The sequence below is a fragment of the Amycolatopsis solani genome (genome assembly GCF_033441515.1).
GTDB lineage: Bacteria > Actinomycetota > Actinomycetes > Mycobacteriales > Pseudonocardiaceae > Amycolatopsis > Amycolatopsis solani.
On record NZ_JAWQJT010000003.1, the window covers coordinates 2,445,074 to 2,466,863 of the forward strand.

The 21,790-nt window shown below is 71.9% G+C and carries 21 protein-coding genes; 7 read left to right on the top strand and 14 right to left on the bottom strand.

All coding sequences use genetic code 11. The features are described 5' to 3' along the window. The first annotated feature begins 70 nt into the window (after nt 1–70). Entirely contained in the window at nt 71–1,468 is a 1,398-nt protein-coding gene (locus SD460_RS44005) for a zinc-dependent metalloprotease (protein ID WP_290053350.1), read from the top strand. A 926-nt stretch (nt 1,469–2,394) separates the two neighbouring features. Here SD460_RS44005 and SD460_RS44010 read toward each other — a convergent pair. Next, nucleotides 2,395–2,904, bottom strand: a complete 510-nt coding sequence (locus SD460_RS44010) for a M48 metallopeptidase family protein (protein ID WP_290053393.1) — start codon at nt 2,902–2,904, stop codon at nt 2,395–2,397. 230 nt (nt 2,905–3,134) lie between these two features. Between SD460_RS44010 and SD460_RS44015 the strand changes: the two genes are divergently transcribed. From SD460_RS44015 to SD460_RS44025, 3 genes are all read left to right on the top strand, one after another. Next, nucleotides 3,135–4,190, top strand: coding sequence for a ThiF family adenylyltransferase (locus SD460_RS44015; protein ID WP_290053353.1), 1,056 nt, complete (start codon nt 3,135–3,137; stop codon nt 4,188–4,190). A gap of 52 nt (nt 4,191–4,242) precedes the next feature. Beyond that, nucleotides 4,243–5,583, top strand: a complete 1,341-nt coding sequence (locus SD460_RS44020; protein ID WP_318307673.1) for an ABC1 kinase family protein — start codon at nt 4,243–4,245, stop codon at nt 5,581–5,583. Nucleotides 5,584–5,745: 162 nt separating this feature from the next. Further along, nucleotides 5,746–6,633, top strand: a complete 888-nt coding sequence (locus SD460_RS44025; protein WP_318307674.1) for a type IV toxin-antitoxin system AbiEi family antitoxin — start codon at nt 5,746–5,748, stop codon at nt 6,631–6,633. A gap of 152 nt (nt 6,634–6,785) precedes the next feature. On the opposite strand, the gene SD460_RS44030 is transcribed toward SD460_RS44025, so the two are convergent. The 6 genes from SD460_RS44030 to SD460_RS44055 form a co-directional block, all read right to left on the bottom strand. Beyond that, the gene (locus SD460_RS44030) at nt 6,786–6,971 is read right to left on the bottom strand and encodes a hypothetical protein (protein WP_290053359.1); all 186 of its coding nucleotides are present in this window, start codon (nt 6,969–6,971) and stop codon (nt 6,786–6,788) included. Further along, complete coding sequence (locus tag SD460_RS44035) at nt 6,968–7,840, bottom strand: class I SAM-dependent methyltransferase (protein ID WP_290053361.1); 873 nt, start codon at nt 7,838–7,840, stop codon at nt 6,968–6,970. The genes SD460_RS44030 and SD460_RS44035 overlap by 4 nt, the downstream gene beginning before the upstream one ends. A gap of 91 nt (nt 7,841–7,931) precedes the next feature. After that, nucleotides 7,932–8,186 carry a hypothetical protein gene (locus SD460_RS44040; RefSeq protein WP_290053364.1) on the bottom strand — a complete coding sequence of 85 codons (255 nt, stop codon included), beginning with the start codon at nt 8,184–8,186 and terminating at the stop codon, nt 7,932–7,934. Next, on the bottom strand, nt 8,183–8,539 hold the full coding sequence (locus SD460_RS44045; protein WP_290053365.1) for a WhiB family transcriptional regulator: 357 nt from the start codon (nt 8,537–8,539) through the stop codon (nt 8,183–8,185). Before SD460_RS44045 ends, SD460_RS44040 begins: the two co-directional genes overlap by 4 nt. 150 nt (nt 8,540–8,689) lie before the next feature. Continuing rightward, nucleotides 8,690–8,947, bottom strand: coding sequence for a hypothetical protein (locus tag SD460_RS44050; protein ID WP_290053368.1), 258 nt, complete (start codon nt 8,945–8,947; stop codon nt 8,690–8,692). A gap of 719 nt (nt 8,948–9,666) precedes the next feature. Beyond that, nucleotides 9,667–11,757: an ATP-dependent DNA helicase UvrD2 gene (locus SD460_RS44055; RefSeq protein WP_290053370.1), complete on the bottom strand. Its 2,091-nt coding sequence runs from the start codon at nt 11,755–11,757 to the stop codon at nt 9,667–9,669. A 65-nt stretch (nt 11,758–11,822) separates the two neighbouring features. Between SD460_RS44055 and SD460_RS44060 the strand changes: the two genes are divergently transcribed. Further along, nucleotides 11,823–12,551 carry a DUF4191 domain-containing protein gene (locus SD460_RS44060; protein WP_290053371.1) on the top strand — a complete coding sequence of 243 codons (729 nt, stop codon included), beginning with the start codon at nt 11,823–11,825 and terminating at the stop codon, nt 12,549–12,551. Between the two features lie 55 nt (nt 12,552–12,606). On the opposite strand, the gene SD460_RS44065 is transcribed toward SD460_RS44060, so the two are convergent. Further along, entirely contained in the window at nt 12,607–12,996 is a 390-nt protein-coding gene (locus SD460_RS44065) for an RDD family protein (protein WP_290053394.1), read from the bottom strand. A gap of 269 nt (nt 12,997–13,265) precedes the next feature. On the opposite strand from SD460_RS44065, the gene glnA reads away from it, so the two are divergent. Further along, nucleotides 13,266–14,690 carry a type I glutamate--ammonia ligase gene (gene glnA, locus SD460_RS44070; protein WP_290053372.1) on the top strand — a complete coding sequence of 475 codons (1,425 nt, stop codon included), beginning with the start codon at nt 13,266–13,268 and terminating at the stop codon, nt 14,688–14,690. 69 nt (nt 14,691–14,759) lie between these two features. Here glnA and SD460_RS44075 read toward each other — a convergent pair whose 3' ends face one another. The 6 genes from SD460_RS44075 to SD460_RS44100 all read right to left on the bottom strand — a co-directional run bounded on the left by SD460_RS44075 (nt 14,760) and on the right by SD460_RS44100 (nt 21,116). Next, nucleotides 14,760–15,245 (bottom strand): GNAT family N-acetyltransferase, encoded by a 486-nt coding sequence (locus SD460_RS44075; protein WP_290053374.1) that lies wholly within the window; start codon nt 15,243–15,245, stop codon nt 14,760–14,762. Beyond that, nucleotides 15,242–15,667 carry an acyl-CoA thioesterase gene (locus SD460_RS44080; RefSeq protein ID WP_290053375.1) on the bottom strand — a complete coding sequence of 142 codons (426 nt, stop codon included), beginning with the start codon at nt 15,665–15,667 and terminating at the stop codon, nt 15,242–15,244. Before SD460_RS44080 ends, SD460_RS44075 begins: the two co-directional genes overlap by 4 nt. Before the next feature lie 14 nt (nt 15,668–15,681). After that, nucleotides 15,682–18,657, bottom strand: coding sequence for a bifunctional [glutamine synthetase] adenylyltransferase/[glutamine synthetase]-adenylyl-L-tyrosine phosphorylase (locus SD460_RS44085; protein WP_290053376.1), 2,976 nt, complete (start codon nt 18,655–18,657; stop codon nt 15,682–15,684). Between the two features lie 29 nt (nt 18,658–18,686). After that, nucleotides 18,687–19,820, bottom strand: a complete 1,134-nt coding sequence (locus SD460_RS44090; protein ID WP_290053378.1) for an inorganic phosphate transporter — start codon at nt 19,818–19,820, stop codon at nt 18,687–18,689. A 96-nt stretch (nt 19,821–19,916) separates the two neighbouring features. Continuing rightward, complete coding sequence (locus SD460_RS44095; protein ID WP_318307675.1) at nt 19,917–20,666, bottom strand: type 1 glutamine amidotransferase; 750 nt, start codon at nt 20,664–20,666, stop codon at nt 19,917–19,919. Nucleotides 20,667–20,681: 15 nt separating this feature from the next. Then, nucleotides 20,682–21,116 carry a rhodanese-like domain-containing protein gene (locus SD460_RS44100; RefSeq protein WP_290053383.1) on the bottom strand — a complete coding sequence of 145 codons (435 nt, stop codon included), beginning with the start codon at nt 21,114–21,116 and terminating at the stop codon, nt 20,682–20,684. 111 nt (nt 21,117–21,227) lie between these two features. Here SD460_RS44100 and SD460_RS44105 point away from each other — a divergent pair, with 111 nt between their 5' ends. Then, on the top strand, nt 21,228–21,668 hold the full coding sequence (locus tag SD460_RS44105) for an Lrp/AsnC family transcriptional regulator (RefSeq protein ID WP_290053386.1): 441 nt from the start codon (nt 21,228–21,230) through the stop codon (nt 21,666–21,668). The last annotated feature ends 122 nt before the right edge of the window (nt 21,669–21,790 follow it).

Genomic DNA, 21,790 nt, shown 5'->3' on the forward strand with positions numbered 1-21,790 from the left:
CTCGGTGAAGGCCACGCACATGGGTCCGGTTGACGCCCTCGACGGCCGCCGACCCGCGTACGGTGGACACATGAGCAAACCCCCGTTCGGCTTCGGACCGTCCGATCCCGACAAACGAGGTGAGAACGACCCCTCGGAGCCCTCGGGTGCCGAGGCCTTCAACCAGCTCGGGCAGATGCTGAGCCAGCTGGGCCAGATGCTCAGCCAGGCCGGTACGTCCAGCGGGCCGGTGAACTACGACCTCGCCAAGCAGATCGCCCTCCAGACACTGGGCAGCGCCGGCAACACCGGCGAAAGCCGCCTCGGCTTCAGCGGCGGCGACGACGCGAACGCCGCGGTCCGCGACGCCGCCCACCTGGCCGAACTGTGGCTCGACGCGGCCACGGTGTTCCCGGCCGGCGCGACGTCCACGGTCGCCTGGTCCCCGCGCACCTGGGTGGAGAAGACGCTCCCGACGTGGCAGCGCCTCTGCGACCCGGTGGCCCAGCAGATCTCGGGCGCGTGGATGCAGGCGCTGCCGGAGGAAGCCAAGCAGGCGGCCGGCCCGCTGCTGCAGATGATGGGCCAGATGGGCGGCATGGCGTTCGGCTCCCAGCTCGGCAACGCGCTGGCCCAGCTGGCGTCGGAGATGCTGACCTCGTCCGAGATCGGCCTCCCGCTGGCCCCCGCCGGGACATCGGCCCTGCTGCCCGCGAACATCGAGAAGTTCGCCGACGGCCTGGAGCTGCCGAACAGCGAGATCCTGGTGTTCCTGGCCGCGCGCGAGGCCGCGCACCAGCGCCTGTTCACGCACGTGCCGTGGCTGCGCCAGCGCCTGCTGGCCACGGTCGAGGAGTTCGCCCACGGCATCACGGTCGACACCTCCGCCCTGGAGTCCCTGGCCGGCCGCATCGACCCGTCGAACCCGGCGAGCATCGAAGAGGCCATGTCTTCGGGTCTCCTGGAGCCCCAGACCACGGACGAGCAGAAGGCGGCGCTGAGGCGCCTCGAGACCCTCCTCGCCCTGGTCGAAGGCTGGGTGGACGTGGTGGTGGCCGAAGCGGTCGGCGACCGCCTCCCAGGCGCTGACGCGCTGCGCGAGACCCTGCGCCGCCGCCGCGCGACGGGCGGCCCGGCCGAGCAGACGTTCGCCACACTGGTCGGCCTGGAACTGCGCCCCCGGCGCATGAGGGACGCATCCAACCTGTGGAGCCTGGTAGGCGACCGCCACGGCACGGAGAAGCGCGACGGCCTCTGGTCCCACCCGGACCTGATGCCGACGGCGGAGGACCTGGACGAGCCGATCGACTTCGCCGACCGCGTCGGCGAGAGCGGCTCGCTCGACGACCTGGACCCGATCGCCGAGCTGGAGCGGACGGAGCGAGCGGAGCGGGAGCGGGAGAACCCACCGTCATCCGAGTCCGGCGCCGACTCCGGGGCGGACAAGGACAAGGGCACCGACACCGACAAGGGCGACCAGCCGTCCTGACCTGAGCCGGCTGCGACCATCGGCCTGAGAGCCGTGGTCGCAGTGCGGCCAGTCGCCCAAGCTGAGTCGACGACAGCCGACCGCCCGGAGCTGAAGTTCAGCGGCGCGGCCGCCTTGAGCCGTGGTCCAGAGGGCCGGTGACCTGCGCAGCGGGTCATCGGCCCTCTGCCGTTCGCGCCCTCCGCCGGGCAGCACCACGGCAAGTCAGCGCCCTCCGCCGACACCTCTGCCGCTCAGCGCCCTCCGCCAGGCAGCACCACGGCAAGTCAGCACCCTCCGCCGACACCTCTGCCGCTCAGCGCCCTCCGCCACGCAGCACCACGGCAAGTCAGCACCCTCCGCCGACACCTCTGCCGCTCAGCGCCCTCCGCCACGCAGCACCACGGCAAGTCAGCACCCTCCGCCGACACCTCTGCCGCTCAGCGCCCTCCGCCACGCAGCACCACGGCAAGTCAGCACCCTCCGCCGACACCTCTGCCGCTCAGCGCCCTCCGCCACGCAGCACCACGGCAAGTCAGCACCCTCCGCCGACACCTCTGCCGCTCAGCGCCCTCCGCCACGCAGCACCGCGGCAGGTCAGCACCCTCCGCCGGCCAGCACCGCCGCAGGCCAGCGCCCCGGGGCGCCACCCGTCACCGTCCCGGCGATCGCCGGGTCACCCATCCAGGCCCTGGCCAGCCCCTCACCCACCCCGCGTCCTGCCAGGCGCCGTCTCCACCCGGCCCCGCCCACGCAACTCAGCACCCTCGCCCGGCCTGCACCTCTCCGGCCACCACAGGCCCAGCGCCGCCACCAAAGGGCCCACAGCCCGGTCCTGGCCTCAGCCGCAACCCATCACCCCACTCGCCCCCTCCCGCGCCTCCCAGCGCCCCGAAGCAACCGGGGCGACCCACGCAACCCGCAGGTCACCCCGCCCACCTCACCGCTCAATCCTCGAGGGAAATCCCCCACCCGGCGGCCGCCGACAACCCCTCCAGGTACCCGATCGCCCGCTCGGTCTTCGGGTACCGCCGCACCAGCGCCCAGAACGCCGGGTCGTGTCCCGGCTCGCGCAGGTGCGCCAGCTCGTGCACCAGCACGTAATCGAGCACCCACGGAGGGACCTTCCGCAGCCGGTCGCTGACCCGGATGGTCGCGTCGACCGGCGTGCAGGACGCCCACCTCGTGCGCATCGGCGGCACCCAGCGGACGCTCGCCGGCACTGCCTCACCGCCCAGGTACTTGCCCGACAGCAGCGCGCAGCGCGCGAGCAGGACCTCGTCCGACGTCTTCGGGGACGCCGGCCGTCGTGGTTCCGAGCGCTGCAGTTTGCGCTCCATCTCGGCGACCCAGTGCTTCTCCTCCGCCCTGGTCATCCGCGCGGGGATGAGCACGACGAGCGTGTCGTCCTTCCAATACGCGGTGACCGTCCGGTGCCGGCGCTGGCTGCGCCGCACTTCGACCTTGTGTTCCGGTGTGTCCGACGGGGGGTTCGTGTCCTCCCGGCCTCTCAGCGAGGGCATGCGTGCTTCGACCACTCGACAACGGTAAGGCCAGGCACCGACAATCCCGAGCGCCTTGAGGTCACAGACCCGAGTTGTCCACAGCCCTCTCCACTTGTGGACAACTCGGCCGATCCGGCGCCTTCCCGAGCCTTCCGGTCGGTCCGGGGTGCCATCCTGCGGACATGCTCCTCTCCACCGCGAACATGCCCCCGGTCCTCCTGCCCACCCATCCCGCCCTGCTCCCGGGCCTCACAGTGCTCGAACGAGGCCCGCGCGAAATCCAGATCGGGCTCGACCCGCGCCACGGCGTGATCGTCGAAAACCTGTCACCGGACCTCGCCGCGCGAATACGCGCGCTCGACGGGAGCAAGCCCGTCGAGCGGCTTTTGCTCGCCGAGAGCGAACACCGCGAACAGCTGAGGACGCTGCTGCGGCAGCTGACCGCGCTCGGCCTGGTCACCGACGCCGGCCGCCCGGACGGCCCCGGACTGCGCGGCGAGACCGGCCTCTGGTCGCTACGAGCCCGTCACCACCAGCTCGCCCTGACGGAGCGGAGGCGCGCCGCGGCGGTCACGGTGCACGGCAACGGCCGGGTGGCGGTCGCCGTAGCCGTGCTGCTCGCCAACGCCGGGATCGGGCACGTCGAGCTCCAGCAGTCGGGCAAGGTCGCCGAGCACGACCTCGGCTCCGGCTTCACCCGCGCGGACCTGGGCCGGACCCGGCGGCAGGCCCTCGCCGACCTGCTCCACCGGGTCGACCCCGAGGTCCGCGTCACGCGCCTGCACGACCGGTACCCGGACCTGACCCTGCTCACCGACGCCGTCGTACCCGCGCCGGAGGCCGTCGCCGAGGTGATGGCGGACGGCGTACCGCACCTGCTGGTGCGCGTCCGCGACGGAACGGGCATCGTCGGCCCGCTGGTCGTGCCGGGCCGCAGCTCGTGCCTGCGCTGCGCCGACCTGCACCGGACGGACCTCGACCCGTGCTGGCCGCGCGTGGCGGGGCAGCTCGCCGGCCGGCACCAGCGGCCCGACCTCGGCGCGGTCCAGGCCTGCGCGTCGCTGGCCGTCGCCCAGGCCATGCGGCTGCTCACCCCTGCCGCGCCGGCGCCGCCGGTGTGGAACGCGACACTCGAGATCGACGCCTTCGACGGCCGCATCCGGCGACGCGGCTGGCCACCGCACCCGAAGTGCGGTTGTGGCGCGCGACCCCCTACTTCAGGAGACGTAGGCCACTAACACCGCGTGAGCAGGCTGCGCGCTCCCGCGAACGCAAGGCAGAATCGCCAGGGTGACCGACTTCCGCGACCCGGGCGATCGTGACACCGCGATGCCGCGCAAGGGTGCTGCCCGCACCGCCAAGCTCGCCAGCCTCCCGCTCGGCATCGCCGGCCGGGCCGTCGGCGGGTGGGGCAAGAGGCTCGCGGGCCAGAGCGCGGAACAGGTGAACGCGACGCTTTCGGCCAAGGCCGCCGAGCAGCTGTTCGAAGTGCTCGGCACGCTCAAGGGCGGGGCGATGAAGTTCGGCCAGGCGCTGAGCGTGTTCGAGGCGGCGGTGCCGGACGACATGGCGAAGCCGTATCGCGAGGCGCTGACGAAGCTGCAGGCCGCCGCGCCGCCGATGTCCGTCCGGCAGACCCACCGGGTGCTCGCCGAGCAGCTGGGCCGCACCTGGACCAGCCGGTTCGCGTCGTTCGACGACGAGCCGGCCGCGGCCGCGAGCATCGGCCAGGTCCACCGCGCGGTCTGGCACGACGGCCGCGAGGTCGCGGTCAAGGTGCAGTACCCGGGCGCCGACGAAGCCCTGCGCAGCGACCTGCGGCAGCTCCAGCGCTTCAGCCGGCTGTTCCAGGCCTTCGTCCCCGGCACCGAGGTCAAGCCGCTGCTGGCCGAACTCGCCGAGCGGATGAACGAGGAGCTCGACTACCAGGCCGAGGCCCAGCACCAGCGCGCCTTCGCGAAGGCGTTCGACGGCGATCCCGGCATCCTGGTGCCGCGGGTGGTGGCCAGCGCACCCAAGGTCGTCGTGACGGAGTGGGCGAACGGCACACCGCTGTCCAAGGTGATCGCGGACGGCGATCGCGAGACCCGCAACCTGGCGGGCCGCCTGCTGGCGGAGTTCCACTACTCGTCGCCCGAACGCGTTCACCTGCTGCACTCGGACCCGCACCCCGGCAACTTCATGATCACGGCCGACGAAAGGCTGTGCGTCATCGACTTCGGCGGCGTCGCCCGGCTCCCCGACGGCATCCCCCACCACCTGGGCGAGATGACGCGGCTGGCCCTGGACGGCGAGTCCGCGGACCTGATGCGCCTGCTGCGCGAGAACCGGTTCATCCGGCCGGACAGCGACCTGACCGCGGACGAAGTGCTCGCTTACCTCGCGCCGTTCACCGAGCCGCTGGCCGAGCCGACGTTCCACTTCACGCGCCGGTGGATGCAGAAGCAGGCCTGGCGGGTGGGCGACAGCCGCGGAAACGACTTCCGGGTGGGCCGATCGCTCAACCTGCCGCCCGAGTACCTGATGATCCACCGGGTCACGGCGGGCTCGACGGGCATCCTCTGCCAGCTCGACGCGGAGATCCCGGCACGCGGCATCGTGGAGCGCTGGCAGCCTGGGTTCGCCGCCTGAGTTGTCCACAGGCCGGGCCGCGAAGGGGCGGATCCGGGCGAGTTGTCCACAGCTGCGGGGAAGCGGGTTCCACCCGGTTGGCCGAGCCGTCATGCTCGATGCATGGCTACTACTCAGTGCACTGACCCGCTGTCCCTCAGTAACCCCGGCACGTGCGAGGTGATGAACCTCGAACAGTTGCGAAGGGCCGGGGTGTCCGACCGAAGAACCAGGCGGCTCTGCGGCCCCGGCGGGCCGTGGCGCCGCCTGCACCCCGGTGTCGTCCTGCTGCGCAACACGGCTCCGACGCGGCAGCAGCTGCTGCACGCCGCGCTGGTGCGGTACGGGCCGCAGGTGGTGATCACCGGCGCCGACGCGCTGCAGGCCCACGGCGTGAAGTGCCCACCGGCGGGCGAGATCCGGCTGCTGGTGCCCGATCACTGCCGGGTGGTGGCGTGCGAAGGCGTCCGTGCGGCGCGCACGGCCCGGTTGCCGGACCCGGTCGAGGTCGACGGCCTGCCGTTCGCCCCGCCGGCCAGGGCCGCGCTCGACCTGGCGCGCACGGAGCCGGATCCGGGCCGGATCCGCCACCTGCTGACGCTGCCGCTCTACTGGGGGCTGTGCGACCGCCAAGAGCTGGTGCGGGAGCTCGACGCCGGTCCCCAGCGCGGCACGTCGGCGGTCCGGCGGGTGCTGCGTGACCTGGACGACGGACCGATCCAGGCCCACGGACTGGCCACCCGAGTCCTGGAGACAGCGCGTCTCCCGCCGCCGAACTGGGACGTGACGATCTGCGACCGCCGTGGCCGGCGCATCGGCGAGGCCGACGGGTGGTGGGACGAGCTCGGCCTGGCCTGGCAGTACCGCTGCGGCCCGGGCCCCTCCGGCGGCTTCAGTCACCTGGCACTGGCGGCGACGGGCATCGTCCTGGTCCGCTGCACGGTCCGCCAGCTGCGCCAGGTCCCCGACGAGGTGGCGCAGGAGCTGGCCCGGGCGTACGGCGAAGCGTCCCGCACACCCCGCCCCCGCGTCCGCGCCATCCCGATGGCCCCCTCGGGCGACGCGGCCTGACCTCGGCCCCACCGGCACCCGATCAACCCCGCAGGAGGCCGAATCGACACCTCGCGCCCGGACCCACCGGCACCGTTCCACCTCGCAGGAGGCTGAACCGACACGTCGCGCCCGGACTCCCCCGCGCCGCCCCGCCCGGGAGGCCGGATTGATCACCAGTACTCGTCGGGCAGCTTGCCCTCGATGTCGCGCACGTGCTGCCGGGCGCAGTCCGGGCACAGCCACCGCAGCGCGCCCCGCTCGCGCGTGGACACCCAGGCGAGCGCCGTGGCCGGATCGTCGTCGTCCGAGCGGCGGCGGCCGCAGCGGGTGCACGCCGGTGGTTCCGGGGCGCTCACCGCAACCGTCCACAGTGGATTTCCTTGGCGCCGAACAGGAAAAGATCGTCCCGGTGGCCGAGGAAGTCCGGGCTGCGCGGATCGGTCAGCGCGGCGACCGCCTCGCGGTCGTCGGCGGCGAGCCACTCCCCGACCGACTCGGCGAGCCACCCGATGCGCTGCAGCACATACTCGCGCAGCCGGTCCGAACCCGGCGCCGGGTGGTCGATGAGAGCGCCGAACGACTCGACGCCCTCGAGCCCGGCCTCGCGAAGCGCGCGGGGCCAGCCGTAGGGCATGGCGACGCTGCCGTCGAGCTCGGCCCGCATCCGGGCGAACCACTCGCCCCGCGCGGCGAGCAGCCGTTGCTCCAGGCCGGGCCGGCCGACGCCGAGCTCCCAGGGCAGGCACCGGAGGTCGAGCCCGCCCTCGGAGATGGCCAATACCCCGCGCGGGCGGAGCAGGCCGGCCAGTGTGCGCAGCGCGGCCTGCTGGTCACCGAGGTGGTGAACGACGCCGGCGGCCCACACGAGATCGGCGGCGGGCACCTGCCCGGCCAGTCCGGGATCGGCGAGGTCCGCCCGCCTGCCGACGACCTCGACGGCGTCGCCGGCCGCCTCGGCGACCGCTCGCTGGGCCTCGGCGAGCAGTTCCGGTGTGGCGTCGACGAGCACGACGGTGCCCCCGCCGGCGCGGGCGAGCTCGCGCGCGAAAAGCACGCTCATCCCGCCGGCCCCGGAGCCGACGTCGACCACGGTCGGCTGTTCCGCCACCGTGGCGAGCAGCCGCCGGGCGACGGGCGTGAGCGCTTCCGCGTCGAGCGCGTCGGCCATGCGCAGCTGGGCCAGGCGGTCGGCCCAGTCGATGTCGTGGTGGGTGTGTCCGGGCATCGGCCCATTGAACACCAGCGTTCCGGCGCGGGAAGCCGGACGAGGGAAGCGCGAAGGCCCCCGCCACCCGAAGGCGGCAGGGGCCCAGCGCTCAGCTCGGGTCCTGGTACCGGTCCGCGCGTCGAGCCGCCCATCGGGCTACTCGGCTCCACCGGCGGACGGCACGTGCGCTACCTCGGGCCCGCTGGGCGCGGACCCCCTCTTCCAGATCCCGTATTCGGGCCCTGGACAGTTCTTCGTAAAGCAACATCTCGCTGATCTCCTCGATCTCGGTCTTCGTCAACTGCAGCGGCTCGCTGCTGGTGTGTGCTTCGTAATCCCTGGTCGTGACCGGTTCGACGCTCATGCGGCGGCGCTCCGGTGATCGCCGCCGGCCTTGGCGGCGACGGGCTCGACGGCGGCGTTCTTGCGCGGACGGCCACGGGGCCGCTTGCGCGCGATCACGACACCGCGCTCGAAGATCTCGCCACCCCAGACACCCCACGGCTCGCGACGGGCCAGCGCGCCGGCCAGGCAGGCCTCGCGCACCGGGCAGTCGGCGCACTGGGCCTTCGCACGCTCGAGCTCGGCCGGGGACTCCGCGAACCAGAGGTCCGCGTCGCCCGAACGGCAGGGCAGCGCCACGTCGGGGACGGCGATCGGGTCGAGCAGGTCGGCGAATATTGCCTCACCGGAGGCGTAGGCGACGGCCGATGACATGGTGGTTCCTCCTTGTGTCGTACGGGTTTTCGGGTGGGTGCTGGAGCTGGGCAACGCTGTTCCTCTTGGGTTGTGCAGCCAAAAACACGAAGGCCGCGGATCCGGGTTTTCCGGTTCCGCGGCCTTCGTGAGCCTCGTGTCCTGACTAGGTCAGGAACTTCGCTCCCGTATCGACAACGGAACACGGAACTGCTTGATGGTCGGCAGATCGGCCTGCGGGTACGCGGCGACAACGCCCTGCGTCCCGAAGACGACGACACCGGTGGCCCAACGACGCTCGACGCGCCGCATGCCACGGATCTCGTGCGCGCTCACGGACACACCGGTGCCCGGGCGCTGAGCAGCCGCAACTTCCGCGGCGCAGGACAGACGGGTGCCCGGGTTCGTGAGCGTCATGTTGATGGTCATTTCACCGGCACCTCCTTCTGTATGCTGCACACGCGGCCGCCGAGCGGCGCTGTCAACGTGGATCCCCAGCCGAGCCCTTCGGGCTCGGTACTGGCAGGTTATTGCTCCCCACCACACGGGGGCAACTCAATTAACGGGAAAATCCTCGAAGTTACGAAGATCGCCCCTGAGCAGCGGGTTCGCCGCGTCGATCATGGCTCGCACGCGGTCAACACCGCATCACCGCCGACCCGCCGCACCAGCCGCGCAGCTCAGCCGCACGAGCCGGCCCGCCAAGCCACACGGCCTCACCGCAAGAGCGGAACGCGCACATCAGCCGAGCCGCACGAACCACGCACATCCGCCGCGCGGCTCCCACCACCGGGCGGCCCACTTGCCCGGCTCGGCCGCAACCGCCGGCTGAGCCGAGCCCACCTCGCAAGCCGCGCGAGGCACCCACCCAAGCTCCGGCCCGGCCCGGCCCGGCCCGGCGTAGGCCAGCCCCGGCCAGCGACCGCCAGCCATGCCGAGCCGACCGCGCGAGCCGCGTCGGCTGCGCCGAACCCACCGCGCGAGCCCCAGGCCAGCCCGGCGTAGGCCAGCCCCGGCCAGCGACCGCCGGCTGCGCCGAACCCACCGCGCGAACCGCGCGAGCCGCGTCGGCTGCGCCGAGCCCACCTCGCGAGCCACGCGGGACACCCACCCACGCGCCAGCCGAGGCTGGCGTCAGCCATTCGTCCTCAGGACTCCGACGACGCCCGGACCACCCCCAGGATCTCCATGCCGAAGCGCTCGAGCTTCGTCGCCCCGATTCCGGAAATCGTCACCAACGCCGCCTCGTCCAGCGGGCGCTGCTCGGCGATCGCCATCAGCGTCGCGTCGGTGAACACGACGAACGCCGGCACCTTCAACTCCCTGGCCCGGTCGGCGCGCCAGGTTTTGAGGCGGTCGAGGAGGGCCTCGTCCACTGTGGACGGGCAGCGGGCGCAGCGGCCGAGTTTGACCTCGATCGTCTCCAGGAGGGGGCCGCCGCAGACGCGGCAGCGGGTTTTCGCCGGGTTCGCCGACATGGGCTTCGGCTGGGCGCGGGCCACGCGGGCGGCCGGGTGGTCCTCCGGGATCAGGCCGTACAAGAACCTGCTGCGGCGGCGGTTGCGGCGGGCTCCCGGCGTCCGGGCCAGCGCCCACGAGAGCCACAGGTGCTCACGCGCCCGCGTCACGCCGACGTAGAACAGGCGGCGCTCCTCCTCGATCGCGGCTTCGTCGTCGCCCGCGTGGAGGATCGGCATCGTGCCCTCGGCCAGGCCGACCAGGAACACCGCGTCCCACTCCAGGCCCTTCGCCGCGTGCAGCGACGCCAGCGTCACGCCCTCGACCGTCGGTGGGTGCTGGGCCGCCGCGCGCTGGTCCAGCTCGGCGCAAAACCGCGGCAGGTCCGCGTCCGCGACCGTCGACGCGAGCTCTTCGGCCAGCTCGACCAGCGCCAGGAGCGCGTCCCAGCGCTCCTTCGCCGCGCCGCCCGCGGGTGGGGACTCGGTGAGGCCGACGCGGGCCAGCACCGAACGCACCGTCGTGACCAGGTCGGAGCTGACGTCGCCGCTCGCGGCCCGGAGCGCCGACATCGCCTGGCGGACCTCGGTCCGGTTGAAGAACCGCTCGCCGCCGCGGACCAGGTACGGGATGCCGGCGTCGGCCAGCGCCGACTCGTACGCCTCGGACTGGGCGTTCACGCGGTACAGGATCGCGATCTCGCTCGCCGTGACGCCGCCGTCGAGCAGCTCGCGGATGCGCCGCGCGACGGCCTCGGCTTCGACGGCCTCGTCGTCGAACTCGGCGAAGCGCGGCTCCGGGCCCGGCGGCCGCTGGCCGATCAGCTTCAGCCGTGAGCCCGCGGGGCGGCCGCGAGCCGCGCCGATCACGCGGTTCGCCAGCGAGACGACCTCGGGCGTCGACCGGTAGTCGCGCTCGAGGCGGACGACGGTGGCGTCCGGGTAGCGCCGCGTGAACTCCAGCAGCGACTTCGGCGACGCGCCGCCGAAGGAGTAGATGGTCTGGTTGGCGTCGCCGACGACGGTCAGGTCGTCGCGCCCGCCGAGCCACGCGTCGAGCAGGCGCTGCTGCAGCGGCGTCACGTCCTGGTACTCGTCGACGACGAAGCAGCGGTAGCGGTCTCGGAACTCCTCGGCGACGACGCCGTGCTCCTCCAGCACCGCCGTCGTGTGGAGCAGGAGGTCGTCGAAGTCGAGCACCTGCGCCGCGTTCTTCAGCTCTTCGTAGGTCCGGTAGACCTCGGCGATCTGTGCGGCCGGCGCCGGGATGTCCCGCTGGGCGCGCGCGGTGACCGCCGGGTAGTCGTCCGGGCCGACCAGCGACGCCTTCGCCCACTCGATCTCACTCGCCAGGTCGCGCAGGACCTCGACCTCGGTGCCGAGTTTCGCCCGGTTCGCGGCCTGGCCGACGAACCGCAGCTTGTTCTCCATCAAGTCCCACGGCCGGTCGCCGACCACGCGCGGCCAGAAGTACCGGAGCTGACGGCGGGCGGCGGCGTGGAACGTCAGCGCCTGCGCCGCGTCGACGCCGAGGCCGCGCAGCCGGGTCCGCATCTCGCCCGCGGCCCGCGTCGTGAACGTGACAGCAAGCACCTGACCTGCGGAAACGTGCCCGGACCTGACCAGGTGGGCGATCCGGTGGGTGATCGTGCGGGTCTTGCCCGTTCCGGCTCCGGCGAGCACGCAGACCGGCCCTCGCGGGGCACTGGCGGCGGCACGCTGCTCGGGGTCGAGACCGTCGAGCAGGCGGGAATGGCCCTTCGGGGAAAGTACGCCAGTCACGTCCCGCATCCTCGCAGAGGGGGACGGGGAATCGGGGCAGGGGCACGCGGCCGTATCCTGGTCATATGGCGGGACAGCAGGACAAGGAAGCGGCCAAGCAGGCCAAGAAGGAGAAGCGCGCGGCGAGCAAGGCACGTCGTGGCCAGCTCTTCGAGGCCTTCAAGATGCAGCGCAAGGAAGACCCGTGGCTCATCCCGTGGATGGCCGGCTCGATCGTCGTCGTCGCCGGCGTCCTGTTCGGGATCGGGTTCTTCTTCGACTCGCAGTGGGTGCTGCTGCCGCTGGGCATCGTGCTCGGCGCCCTGCTCGCCATGATCATCTTCGGCAGGCGCGTCCAGAAGACCGTCTACTCGAAGGCCGACGGCCAGCCCGGCGCCGCGGCGTGGGCGCTGGAGAACCTCCGCGGCAAGTGGAAGGTGACGCCGACCGTCGCGGCGACGACGCAGCTCGACGCGGTGCACCGCGTGCTGGGCGGCCCGGGCGTGGTGCTGGTCGCCGAGGGCGCGCCGCACCGCGTGAAGACGCTCCTCGCCCAGGAGAAGAAGCGCGTCTCCCGCCTGATCGGCGAGACGCCGATCTACGACGTGATCATCGGGCACGAAGACAAGCAGATCCCGCTGAAGAAGCTCCAGGGCTACCTGATGAAGCTGCCGCGCAACCTCAAGCCCGCCCAGGTCGACGCCCTCGAGGCGAAGCTCGCCGCCCTCGGCAACCGCGGCGCGGCGATGCCGAAGGGCCCGATGCCGGCCGGCGCGAAGATGCGCAACGTCCAGCGGACGATCCGCCGCCGCTGACCCCCGCAGCCGAAAAGGCCCCCGTCCGGTTCCGGACGGGGGCCTTTTCCGTGGTTCAGCGCAGCCGGACGACGACGGTGCCGGTCAGCCGGTCCAGCCAGCTGCGGCCGTCGGCGTTGCGGACCGCCGCCGGGATGATGAAGAACGTCAGCACCGCCCGGACCAGCGCGCGCGGCGGGCCGAGGAGCGCGGCGCCGTCGAGGCGGGCGACGCGGATGCCGACGACGCCCATGCCGGGGGTGAAGCCGAAGAAGCCGGCGGACACGACGGAGATGATCGCCCACACCCCGCCGGACCAGAGGTTGAACGCCTGCATCGCGGCCGAGTCCTGCAGGCTCGGGTGCAGGAAGATGGCCGTGACCAGGGCCGCGACGACGAGGTCGACGATCAGCCCGAGCAGCCGCGCACCCCCGGTCGCCGCCGAGCCGACGCCCGACTCGGGCAATCCGAATTTCTCGCCCGGCCACCGGGAGCCGTCTCTAGCCTCGGCTTGCCCGCCCTCGCCGGTGCCGGGCAGCCATTCACCGGTCCATCTCGCCACCCGTCTAGGGTATGCCGGTGGCGCGGAACACATCCGACCTGGTCGGATACCCGATATCGACCACCCGTTAACACCGGCGAAACATATGGGTGACGGACGGGCAACACCGCACTTTTAGCGTGAGCCGAAGAGAGCACTGCCGTACGAGCTCGAACGAGAAGGAGTCACCGAGGGTGCCCACTACTCCAGACGACATCCAGCGCCTCATCGCCGACCAGGACGTCGAAGTCGTCGACGTCCAGTTCTGCGACCTGCCCGGCGTGATGCAGCACTTCACGGTCCCCGCCAAGGCCTTCACCGAAGAGGCTTTCGAAGAGGGTCTCGCGTTCGACGGCAGCTCGGTGCGCGGTTTCCAGTCCATCCACGAGTCCGACATGCTGCTCCTGCCGGACGCGGAGACGGCGCGGATCGACCCGTTCCGCAAGGCGAAGACGCTCGCGCTCAACTTCTTCGTGCACGACCCGTTCACGCGCGAGGCGTACAGCCGTGACCCGCGCAACATCGCGCGCAAGGCCGAGCAGTACATCGCCGAGTACGGCGTCGCCGACAACGTGTACTTCGGTCCCGAAGCCGAGTTCTACATCTTCGACTCGATCCGCTTCGACTCCGCCGAGCACGCCTCCTTCCACGAGATCGACTCGATCGAGGGCTGGTGGAACACCGGCACCGACGAGGTGGGCGGCAACCAGGGCTACAAGACGAAGTTCAAGGGCGGCTACTTCCCCGTCCCGCCGGTCGACCACTTCGCCGACCTGCGCGACGACATCGTCCGCAACCTGACGAACATCGGTTTCGAGATCGAGCGCGCGCACCACGAGGTGGGCACCGCCGGCCAGACCGAGATCAACTACAAGTTCAACACGCTGCTGCACGCGGCCGACGACCTGCAGTTGTTCAAGTACATCGTGAAGAACACGGTGTTCGCGGCGGGCAAGACGGCGACGTTCATGCCGAAGCCCCTCGCCGGCGACAACGGCTCGGGCATGCACTGCCACCAGTCGCTGTGGAAGGACGGCCAGCCGCTGTTCCACGACGAGTCGGGCTACGCCGGCCTGTCGGACACCGCGCGCCACTACATCGGCGGCCTGCTGAAGCACGCCCCGAGCCTGCTGGCCTTCACGAACCCGACGGTGAACTCCTACCACCGCCTGGTCCCGGGCTTCGAGGCCCCGGTTTCGCTGGTCTACTCGCAGCGCAACCGCTCGGCCTGCGTCCGCATCCCGATCACGGGCAACAACCCGAAGGCCAAGCGCGCCGAGTTCCGCTGCCCGGACTCGTCGGGCAACCCGTACCTGGCCTTCTCGGCGATGATGATGGCCGGCCTCGACGGCATCAAGAACAAGATCGAGCCGCCGGAGCCGATCGACAAGGACCTCTACGAGCTCCCGCCCGAGGAGGCCAAGGACGTCAAGCTGGTCCCGGGCGACCTGGGCACGGTCCTCGACACGCTGGAAGCCGACCACGAGTACCTCCTCGAGGGCGGCGTCTTCACGCCGGACGTGATCGACACGTGGATCTCGTACAAGCGCGAGAACGAGATCGACCCGCTGCGCCTGCGCCCGCACCCGTACGAGTTCAGCCTGTACTACGACGTGTGATCCGGTAACCCGGCCAAGGTCACGCCGGCGGTGAGGTGCGAAGAGCCCTCGCCGCCGGCGTTTCTCGGTTCAGCGCAGGTCGAGCCACATGATGCGGAGGCCCACGTCGCCGTGGGAAGGGTGGCGGAACGCGCCCGGGGCCACGCCCAGCGTCGTGAAGCCCAGGCTTTCGTACAACTTGACCGCCGCCGTGTTCGTGTCCACCACCGCGTTGAACTGGATCGCCGCGAATCCCGCCGAACGGGCCCACGCGATCATGTCCGTCGTCAGGGCCCGGCCCACTCCCCGGCCGCGGGCGGAAGCCGCGACCATCAGGCTGCCCGAAGCGATGTGGCTGCCCGGGCCCGGGCGGTTGGCGTACATGTTCGCCGTTCCCAGCACCGAGTCACCTTCGGCGAAGACCACCGTGCGGGCCGGTGCGGGCAGCAGCCACGAACGCCGGGCCGCGTCCGGCGAAAGTGCCGGGTCGTACGGCATCGTCTCCTGCGCCGTGACGACGTCCTCGATGATCGGCCAGATCGACGGCCAGTCGGTGGCGGTCGCCGGGCGGATCATTCCGCGGTCGAGAGCACGCGGAGGTCCGCGCCCGCGGCTTCGAAGCGGCCGCGCGGGTCCGGGACCAGCTTGCGGAGCTCCAGGTCCATCAGGCCGAGCGTGCAGGTGATCTCCGCGGCCACCGTGCCGTCGAGCTTGAGGATGGTCGAGTCCATCTTGAACGTCTTGCCGCTGCCGAACTTGACGTCGCACGTCACGTCGACCTCGTCGCCCGCGCGCAGCTCCCGGCGGAACACCACGTGCGTCTCCAGCAGCACCGACGCCACGCCGGGCAGGCCCTTGAGCGCGTTCGCCTTCTCCAGCAGCTCGAGCCGGGAAACCTCGGCGTAGGAGTGGTAGACGGCGTGGTTGAGGTGGCCCAGGGTGTCCAGCTCGTAGTGCCGGACCTTGATCCGGGTCCGGAAGGGCTCGCGATCGGTCACCCGCCCACTGTAGGTCAGGCCTCGTAGAACAAGTGCTCCACCACGGTGTGCGCCCGCCGCGTGATGCGGCGGTACGTGTCGAGGAACTCGCCGGGATCGTCCGTCGCCGGGTGGCCGAGCACGCTGGCCACCGCCGTCAGGTCGCGGCCCGAACCCGGGACCTCGTCGACCGCCTTGCCGCGGACCAGCATGCCCGCGTTGCGGACCCGGGTCGCCAGCAGCCACGCCTCGCGCAGCGACGCCGCTTCGGACTCCGTGGCCAGACCCGCGCCCGGGAGCACCGCCAGCGCGTCCAGCGTCGACGTCGTCCGCAAGCCCGGTACCGAACACGCGTGCTGGAGCTGGAGGAGCTGGACCGTCCACTCGACGTCGGCGAGGCCGCCCCGGCCCAGTTTCGTGTGGCGCGTCGGGTCGGCGCCGCGGGGCATCCGTTCCGTCTCCACGCGCGCCTTGATGCGGCGGATCTCGCGCGCCTTCGTCGCATCCAAGCCGTTTTCGGGGTAGCGGATCGGGTCGATCATCGCGATGAACCGCTCGCCGAGGTCGTCGTCGCCCGCGACGAACCGGGCGCGCAGCAGCGCCTGCGCCTCCCACACCTCGCCCCAGCGGGCGTAGTAGGCGCGGTACGACTCGAGCGTGCGCACCAGCGGCCCGCTCCGGCCCTCGGGCCGCAGGTCGGCGTCGACGACCAGGGCCGGGTCGGAGCTCGGCGCGCCCAGCATCTTCCGGACGCTCTCCGCCACCGACGACGCGAACTTCACCGCGTCGGCGTCCGAGACCCCTTCGGACGGTTCGCACACGAAGAGGACGTCGGCGTCGGAGCCGTAGCCGAGTTCGGCGCCGCCGAGGCGGCCCATCCCGATCACGGCGATGCGGGCCGGCGTCTTGCCCAGCTCGGCCTGGCGCTGGCGGAACGCCGCGGCCAGCGCGCCCTGGAGCACGGCCACCCAGACGCTGGACAGCGCTTCGCAGACTTCGGGCACGTCGAGCAGGCCGAGCAGGTCCGCGCAGGCGACGCGCAGCAGTTCGTGCCGGCGCAGCGAGCGCGCCGCGGCGACGGCGGCGTTCACCCCCGGCTGACGGCGGACGGTGGCGCGCAACGACGTCGCGACCTCGGCGGGCGTGCGGCCCAGCAACCGGGCCGGGTCGCCGAGCAGGCGCAGCACCTCGGGGGCGCGGACCAGCAGGTCCGGCACCAGCCGCGAGGTGCCGAGCAGCAGTGCCAGGTTCTCGACGACCGTGCCCTCGTCCCGCAGCACCCGCAGGTACCACGGCGTGTCCTCGAGCGCCTCCGACACCTTCCGGTACGACAGCAGCCCGCCGTCGGGATCGGGTGTGTCCGCGAGGAGGTCGAGCAGCACCGGCAGCAGCGCCTGCTGGATCGCCGCACGGCGCGAGACGCCCGAGGTGAGGGCCTTGATGTGCTGCAGCGCCCCGTCGGGCGCGGTGTAGCCGAGCGCGGCGAGGCGGCTGGCGGCCTGCTTGGTGGTCAGGCGCAGCGCCTCGGTCGGCACGTTCGCGACCGACTGCAGCAGCGGCCGGTAGAAGATCTTTTCGTGCAGGCGCCGGATGCCCTGGCCGTGCCGCCGGAACTCGGCGAGCAGCGCGTCGCCGGGGCTCTTGCCGCCGGTCGGCTTGATCCCGCTGGCGCGGGCGAGGATGCGCAGCTCGCCGGTCTCCGACGCGGCCGGGAACAGGTGCGTCCGGCGCAGCCGCCGCAGCTGCAGGCGGTGTTCGAGCATCCGCAGGAACTCGTACGACGCGCCCAGCTCGGCCGCGTCCTGGCGGCCGACGTAGCCGCCCTCACCGAGCGCCGCGAGTGCGTCCATCGTGGACGGCGAGCGCAGGTCCGCGTCGATCCGGCCGTGCACGAGCTGCAGCAGCTGGACGGCGAATTCGACGTCCCGCAGGCCGCCGCGGCCGAGCTTCAGCTCACGCTCGGCGTGCTCGGACGGCACGTGGCCCTCGACGCGGCGGCGCATCTGCTGCACCTCGTCGACGAAGTTGTCCCGGTCGGCCGCCGACCACACCAACGGCGCGACCATCTCGGCGTACTGACGGCCGAGCTCGGCGTCGCCGGCCACCGGGCGCGCCTTGAGCAGTGCCTGGAACTCCCAGGTCTTGGCCCACTTCTGGTAGTAGCCCTGGTGGCTTTCCAGGGTGCGGACGAGCGCGCCGGCCTTGCCTTCGGGGCGCAGCGCCGCGTCGACCTCGAAGCACGCCTTGCCGACGACGCGCATCATCGTGCTCGCCAGCCTCGTGGCCGCGCCGAGATCGCCTTCGCCGACGAAGATGACGTCGACGTCGCTGACGTAGTTGAGCTCCCGGCCACCGCACTTGCCCATGGCGATCACGGCGAGAGTGCCCTCGGCCGGCTTCCCGACCTCGGCCTCGGCGACGACCAGCCCGGCGGCCAGCGCGGCTTCCGCGAGCTCGGTCAGCTGGGCCGCGACCTCGGCGTAGCGCGGGTACTCGAGCCCCGGTTCGACGAAGTGGCCGAGGTCGGCGGCGGCGATGCCGAGCAGCTGGCCGCGGTAGCCGATCTTGAGCGCCTGCTCGGCTTCGAGCCCGGTCAGCACGGAGCCGTCGGCACGCACGAGGGCCGAGCGCAGGGCTTCGCGGTAGCAGGCGGAATCGGTGCACTTGTCACCCGTGAGCGCGTGCCACTGGTCCGGGTTGGCGGCGAGGAAGTCGGCGAGCGCGGTCGACGTGCCCAGCACGCCGAGGAGCCGGCCGCGGAACGTCCGGTTGGCGCGCAGCTGTTCTTCGAGGCGCGTCCACTCGGCGTCGTCGGCCTCGCGGATGCGGTCCAGACCACGCAGCGCGAGGTCCGGGTCGGCGGCGCGGGACAGCGCCGCGAGCACGTCGGCGGCCGAAGCGACCGGGCCGGCGTCGTCCCACCAGCCGGCCGCGCGCAACTGACCCTCGGCACGGGCATCGGTGAAGCCGTACCTCGCCGCCGAAGCGGTCGTTCGCGCGCGGTCTGCCATCACCGACCACCGTAGCCGGGGAATCCGGCTCAGGCGGCCAGGCGGCCCGGTTCGGAATCGGCGGGCGTCGGCTCAGGCACCTGGAAGCTGTGCGCGGTGACCGGGTGGCGGCGCGAAAGGAAGTAGATGCCGGCGCCCACCCCGACACCGACCACGCCGACGGCGATGGTGCCGACGTTGCCGAGCGAAGCGATCTTGCCGGAGATCGCGCCGACGATCGCGGCCGCGGGCAGCGTGAACAGCCACGCGACGACCATCCGGCCCGCCATCCGCCAGCGGACGGGCGCTTCCCGCCGTCCGACACCGGACCCGACGATCCCGCCCGAGCACACGTGCGTCGTCGACAGCGGGAAACCCAGCCGTGACGAGATCAGGATGACGAGCGCCGAGCTCGTCTGGGCGGCGAAACCCTGCGGGCCCTCGATGTCGGTCAGGCCCTTGCCGAGGGTGTGGGTGATGCGCCAGCCGCCGAGGTAGGTGCCGGCCGCGAGGGCGCACGCGGCGCTGATGATCACCCAGACCGGCGGGGCGGCGCCCGCCGGGAGGCTGCCGGCGCTGACGAGCGTGAGCGTGATGACGCCCATCGTCTTCTGCGCGTCGTTGGTGCCGTGCGCGAGCGAGACCAGCGACGCCGAAACGATCTGGCCGACCTTGAAGCCCTTCGTGGCCGGGCGGCCCCGGACGAGGAACCGGTAGACCAGGTAGGTCGCGGTCATCGCGACGAGGCCGGCGATCACCGGGCTCGCCGCCGCGGGCACGAGGACCTTCTCGACGATCTTTCCGAAGTGGACCGAGTCGGCGCCCGCCGACACCCAGGTGGCCCCGATCAGGCCGCCGAACAACGCGTGCGACGAACTCGACGGCAGGCCGACGAACCACGTCACGAGGTTCCAGACGATCGCGCCGATCAGCCCGCCGAAGACGATCGCCGGGCCGATCTTCGTGTCGTCCACCAGGCCGCTGGAGATCGTCTTGGCGACCTCCACCGACAGGAAGGCGCCGACCAGGTTCAGCACCGCGGAGATCGCGACGGCCACCCGCGGCCGCAGCGCGCCCGTGGCGATCGACGTCGCCATCGAATTCGCGGTGTCGTGGAACCCGTTCGTGAAATCGAACACCAAAGCCGTGACGACCACGATCACGACCAGCAACGAGGGCTCCACCCCGACCTCCGAACGCCCTTGTGGGACTCTTCCCGCAAGGTACCTGACGGGTGACGCCTGGCGTTAACAGGCCGTAGCTGTTTGTGACATCTGCCGTTAAGCCAGCGGTAACGAGCGTTGACTCTGGGCGGCGGGCTCGAGGTCACCGGCGGCCAACCGGACGAACCGCTGCGCGAACGGACGCCAGGTTTCGGCGATGTCCGCGTGCACCGTGATCAGCGCGTCGTGCTCGAGTGAGCCCGGACGGGCGAATTCCGCCTCCTGCGGGCTTTCCGCCGCCCAGCTCTCGACGACGGCGGGTGTCGTCTCGATGTGGAACTGGACACCGTAGACACAACGGCCGTACCGGAAAGCCTGGTTCGCGTAGCGCGGCGCGGACGCGAGCAGTTCGGCGCCGGGCGGGAGCCGGGTGATCACGTCGTTGTGGAACTGCAGGACGTCCTGCATCAGCGGCAGATCGGCGAAGAGCGGATCGGTCCACGCCGCGTCCTTCTTGGCGACGAGGTGCGGGCCGACCTCAGGCCCGTCGGCCCCGACCTCGACGCGGCCGCCGGTCGCGACGGCCAGCAGCTGCGCGCCGAGGCAGATCCCGAGGGTGGGGAGCTGCTTCACGGCCGCCTTCGACAGCAGCCGTCGCACGTCGGCGAGCCACGGGTGCTTCGCGTCGTCCTCCGCGCCCATGCCGCCGCCGAGGCAGACGACGCCCCGGTAGCCGTCGAGGTCCGCGGGCAGCTCGTCCTTCGGCGGCAGCCGGACGTCCAGTTCCGCGCCGGCTTCGGTCAGCCAGTCGCCGAGGGCGCCGAGCGGATCCGAGGTGTCCGGCTGGATGATCAGCAGTCGTGTCACGGTTTCCAGGGTAGGTCAGCAGGCGCAGCGGATGCCGGGGGCCGCGGTACCGTCGACGGTTCTTTCCACGGGGTAGCCGGCTGCGATCCAGCTCGAGATGCCGCCGGAGAGCCGCTTCACGCGGAACCCGAGCTGCGCCAGCTTGAGCGCGCCCTTGGTGGCGGCGTTGCAGTTGGTGCTCTCGCAGTAGCAGACGTAGACGACGTCCCGGTCGAGGTGCTTGGTGCTCTCCGCCGTCAGGTCGCGGTAGGGCAGGTTGACCGCCCCGGGGATTCGCGCCTGGGCGAACGCCTCGGGCGCGCGCGTCTCGACGATCACGTAGCCGTCGGTGCGGCCGGCTTCGAGGTCGCGGGCGAGGTCGTCGGGATCGACCTCGAAGGCGAGCTCGGCGCCGAAGTACGTCTCAGCGAGTTCCGGTGCCGGGGCGGGGACGGTCAGTGTGCGTGTCATGAGAAGAATCCTGCTGGTCGCGGGGCCGCGGGCACAGGGGAGAATCGGGGTGGGAGCCCCGGTGCGCCGGGGATTTCCGCGTTCTGGCCGCACGAACCCGGGAGAGTCGCGGTGGACCTCGACGACGTCGATTGGCACCTGCTGGAGCTGCTCCAGTCCGACGGCAGGCTCAGCTTTTCGGAGCTCGGCCGCCGGGTGTCGCTGTCGGGCTCGGCGGTGACGGAGCGGGTGCGCCGGCTCGAGGAGCGCGGCGTGATCACCGGCTACGCGGCGCACGTCGACACGACCAAGCTGGGCCTGCCGATCGAGGTGCTGGTGCGCGCGAGGGTGCGGAGCCTGGACACCCCGCGGTTCCGGACGGCGGTGCTGCCCCTCCCCCAAGTCATCGCGGCGGACCACGTCACCGGCGACGAGTGCTGGATCCTGCGGGTGCTGTGCCGCGACACGGCGGAGCTGGAAGAGCTCGTCGAGAAGGTGCAGCGCTACGGCGAGACGACGACGTCACTGGTGCTGTCCTCGCCCCTGCGCCGGCGGCCCGTGACCCGGACATGAAAAAGGGCCTGGACCGGGAGACATTTCGTCTCAACCGGGCCAGGCCCTTCCTTCACGTTAAGTTCGGCGGTGTCCTACTCTCCCACAACCCTTCGGTTGCAGTACCATCGGCGCTGTCAAGC

Coding starts and splice junctions, on each gene's coding strand:
- SD460_RS44005 (WP_290053350.1), top strand. CDS start 71: ATGAGCAAACCCCCGTTCGGCTTCGGACCGTCCGATCCCGACAAACGA.
- SD460_RS44060 (WP_290053371.1), top strand. CDS start 11,823: ATGGCGGGACAGCAGGACAAGGAAGCGGCCAAGCAGGCCAAGAAGGAG.
- SD460_RS44045 (WP_290053365.1), bottom strand. CDS start 8,539: ATGTCATCGGCCGTCGCCTACGCCTCCGGTGAGGCAATATTCGCCGAC.
- SD460_RS44085 (WP_290053376.1), bottom strand. CDS start 18,657: ATGGCAGACCGCGCGCGAACGACCGCTTCGGCGGCGAGGTACGGCTTC.
- SD460_RS44100 (WP_290053383.1), bottom strand. CDS start 21,116: ATGACACGCACACTGACCGTCCCCGCCCCGGCACCGGAACTCGCTGAG.
- SD460_RS44075 (WP_290053374.1), bottom strand. CDS start 15,245: ATGATCCGCCCGGCGACCGCCACCGACTGGCCGTCGATCTGGCCGATC.
- SD460_RS44050 (WP_290053368.1), bottom strand. CDS start 8,947: ATGACCATCAACATGACGCTCACGAACCCGGGCACCCGTCTGTCCTGC.
- SD460_RS44035 (WP_290053361.1), bottom strand. CDS start 7,840: ATGCCCGGACACACCCACCACGACATCGACTGGGCCGACCGCCTGGCC.
- SD460_RS44025 (WP_318307674.1), top strand. CDS start 5,746: ATGAACCTCGAACAGTTGCGAAGGGCCGGGGTGTCCGACCGAAGAACC.
- SD460_RS44015 (WP_290053353.1), top strand. CDS start 3,135: ATGCTCCTCTCCACCGCGAACATGCCCCCGGTCCTCCTGCCCACCCAT.
- SD460_RS44040 (WP_290053364.1), bottom strand. CDS start 8,186: ATGAGCGTCGAACCGGTCACGACCAGGGATTACGAAGCACACACCAGC.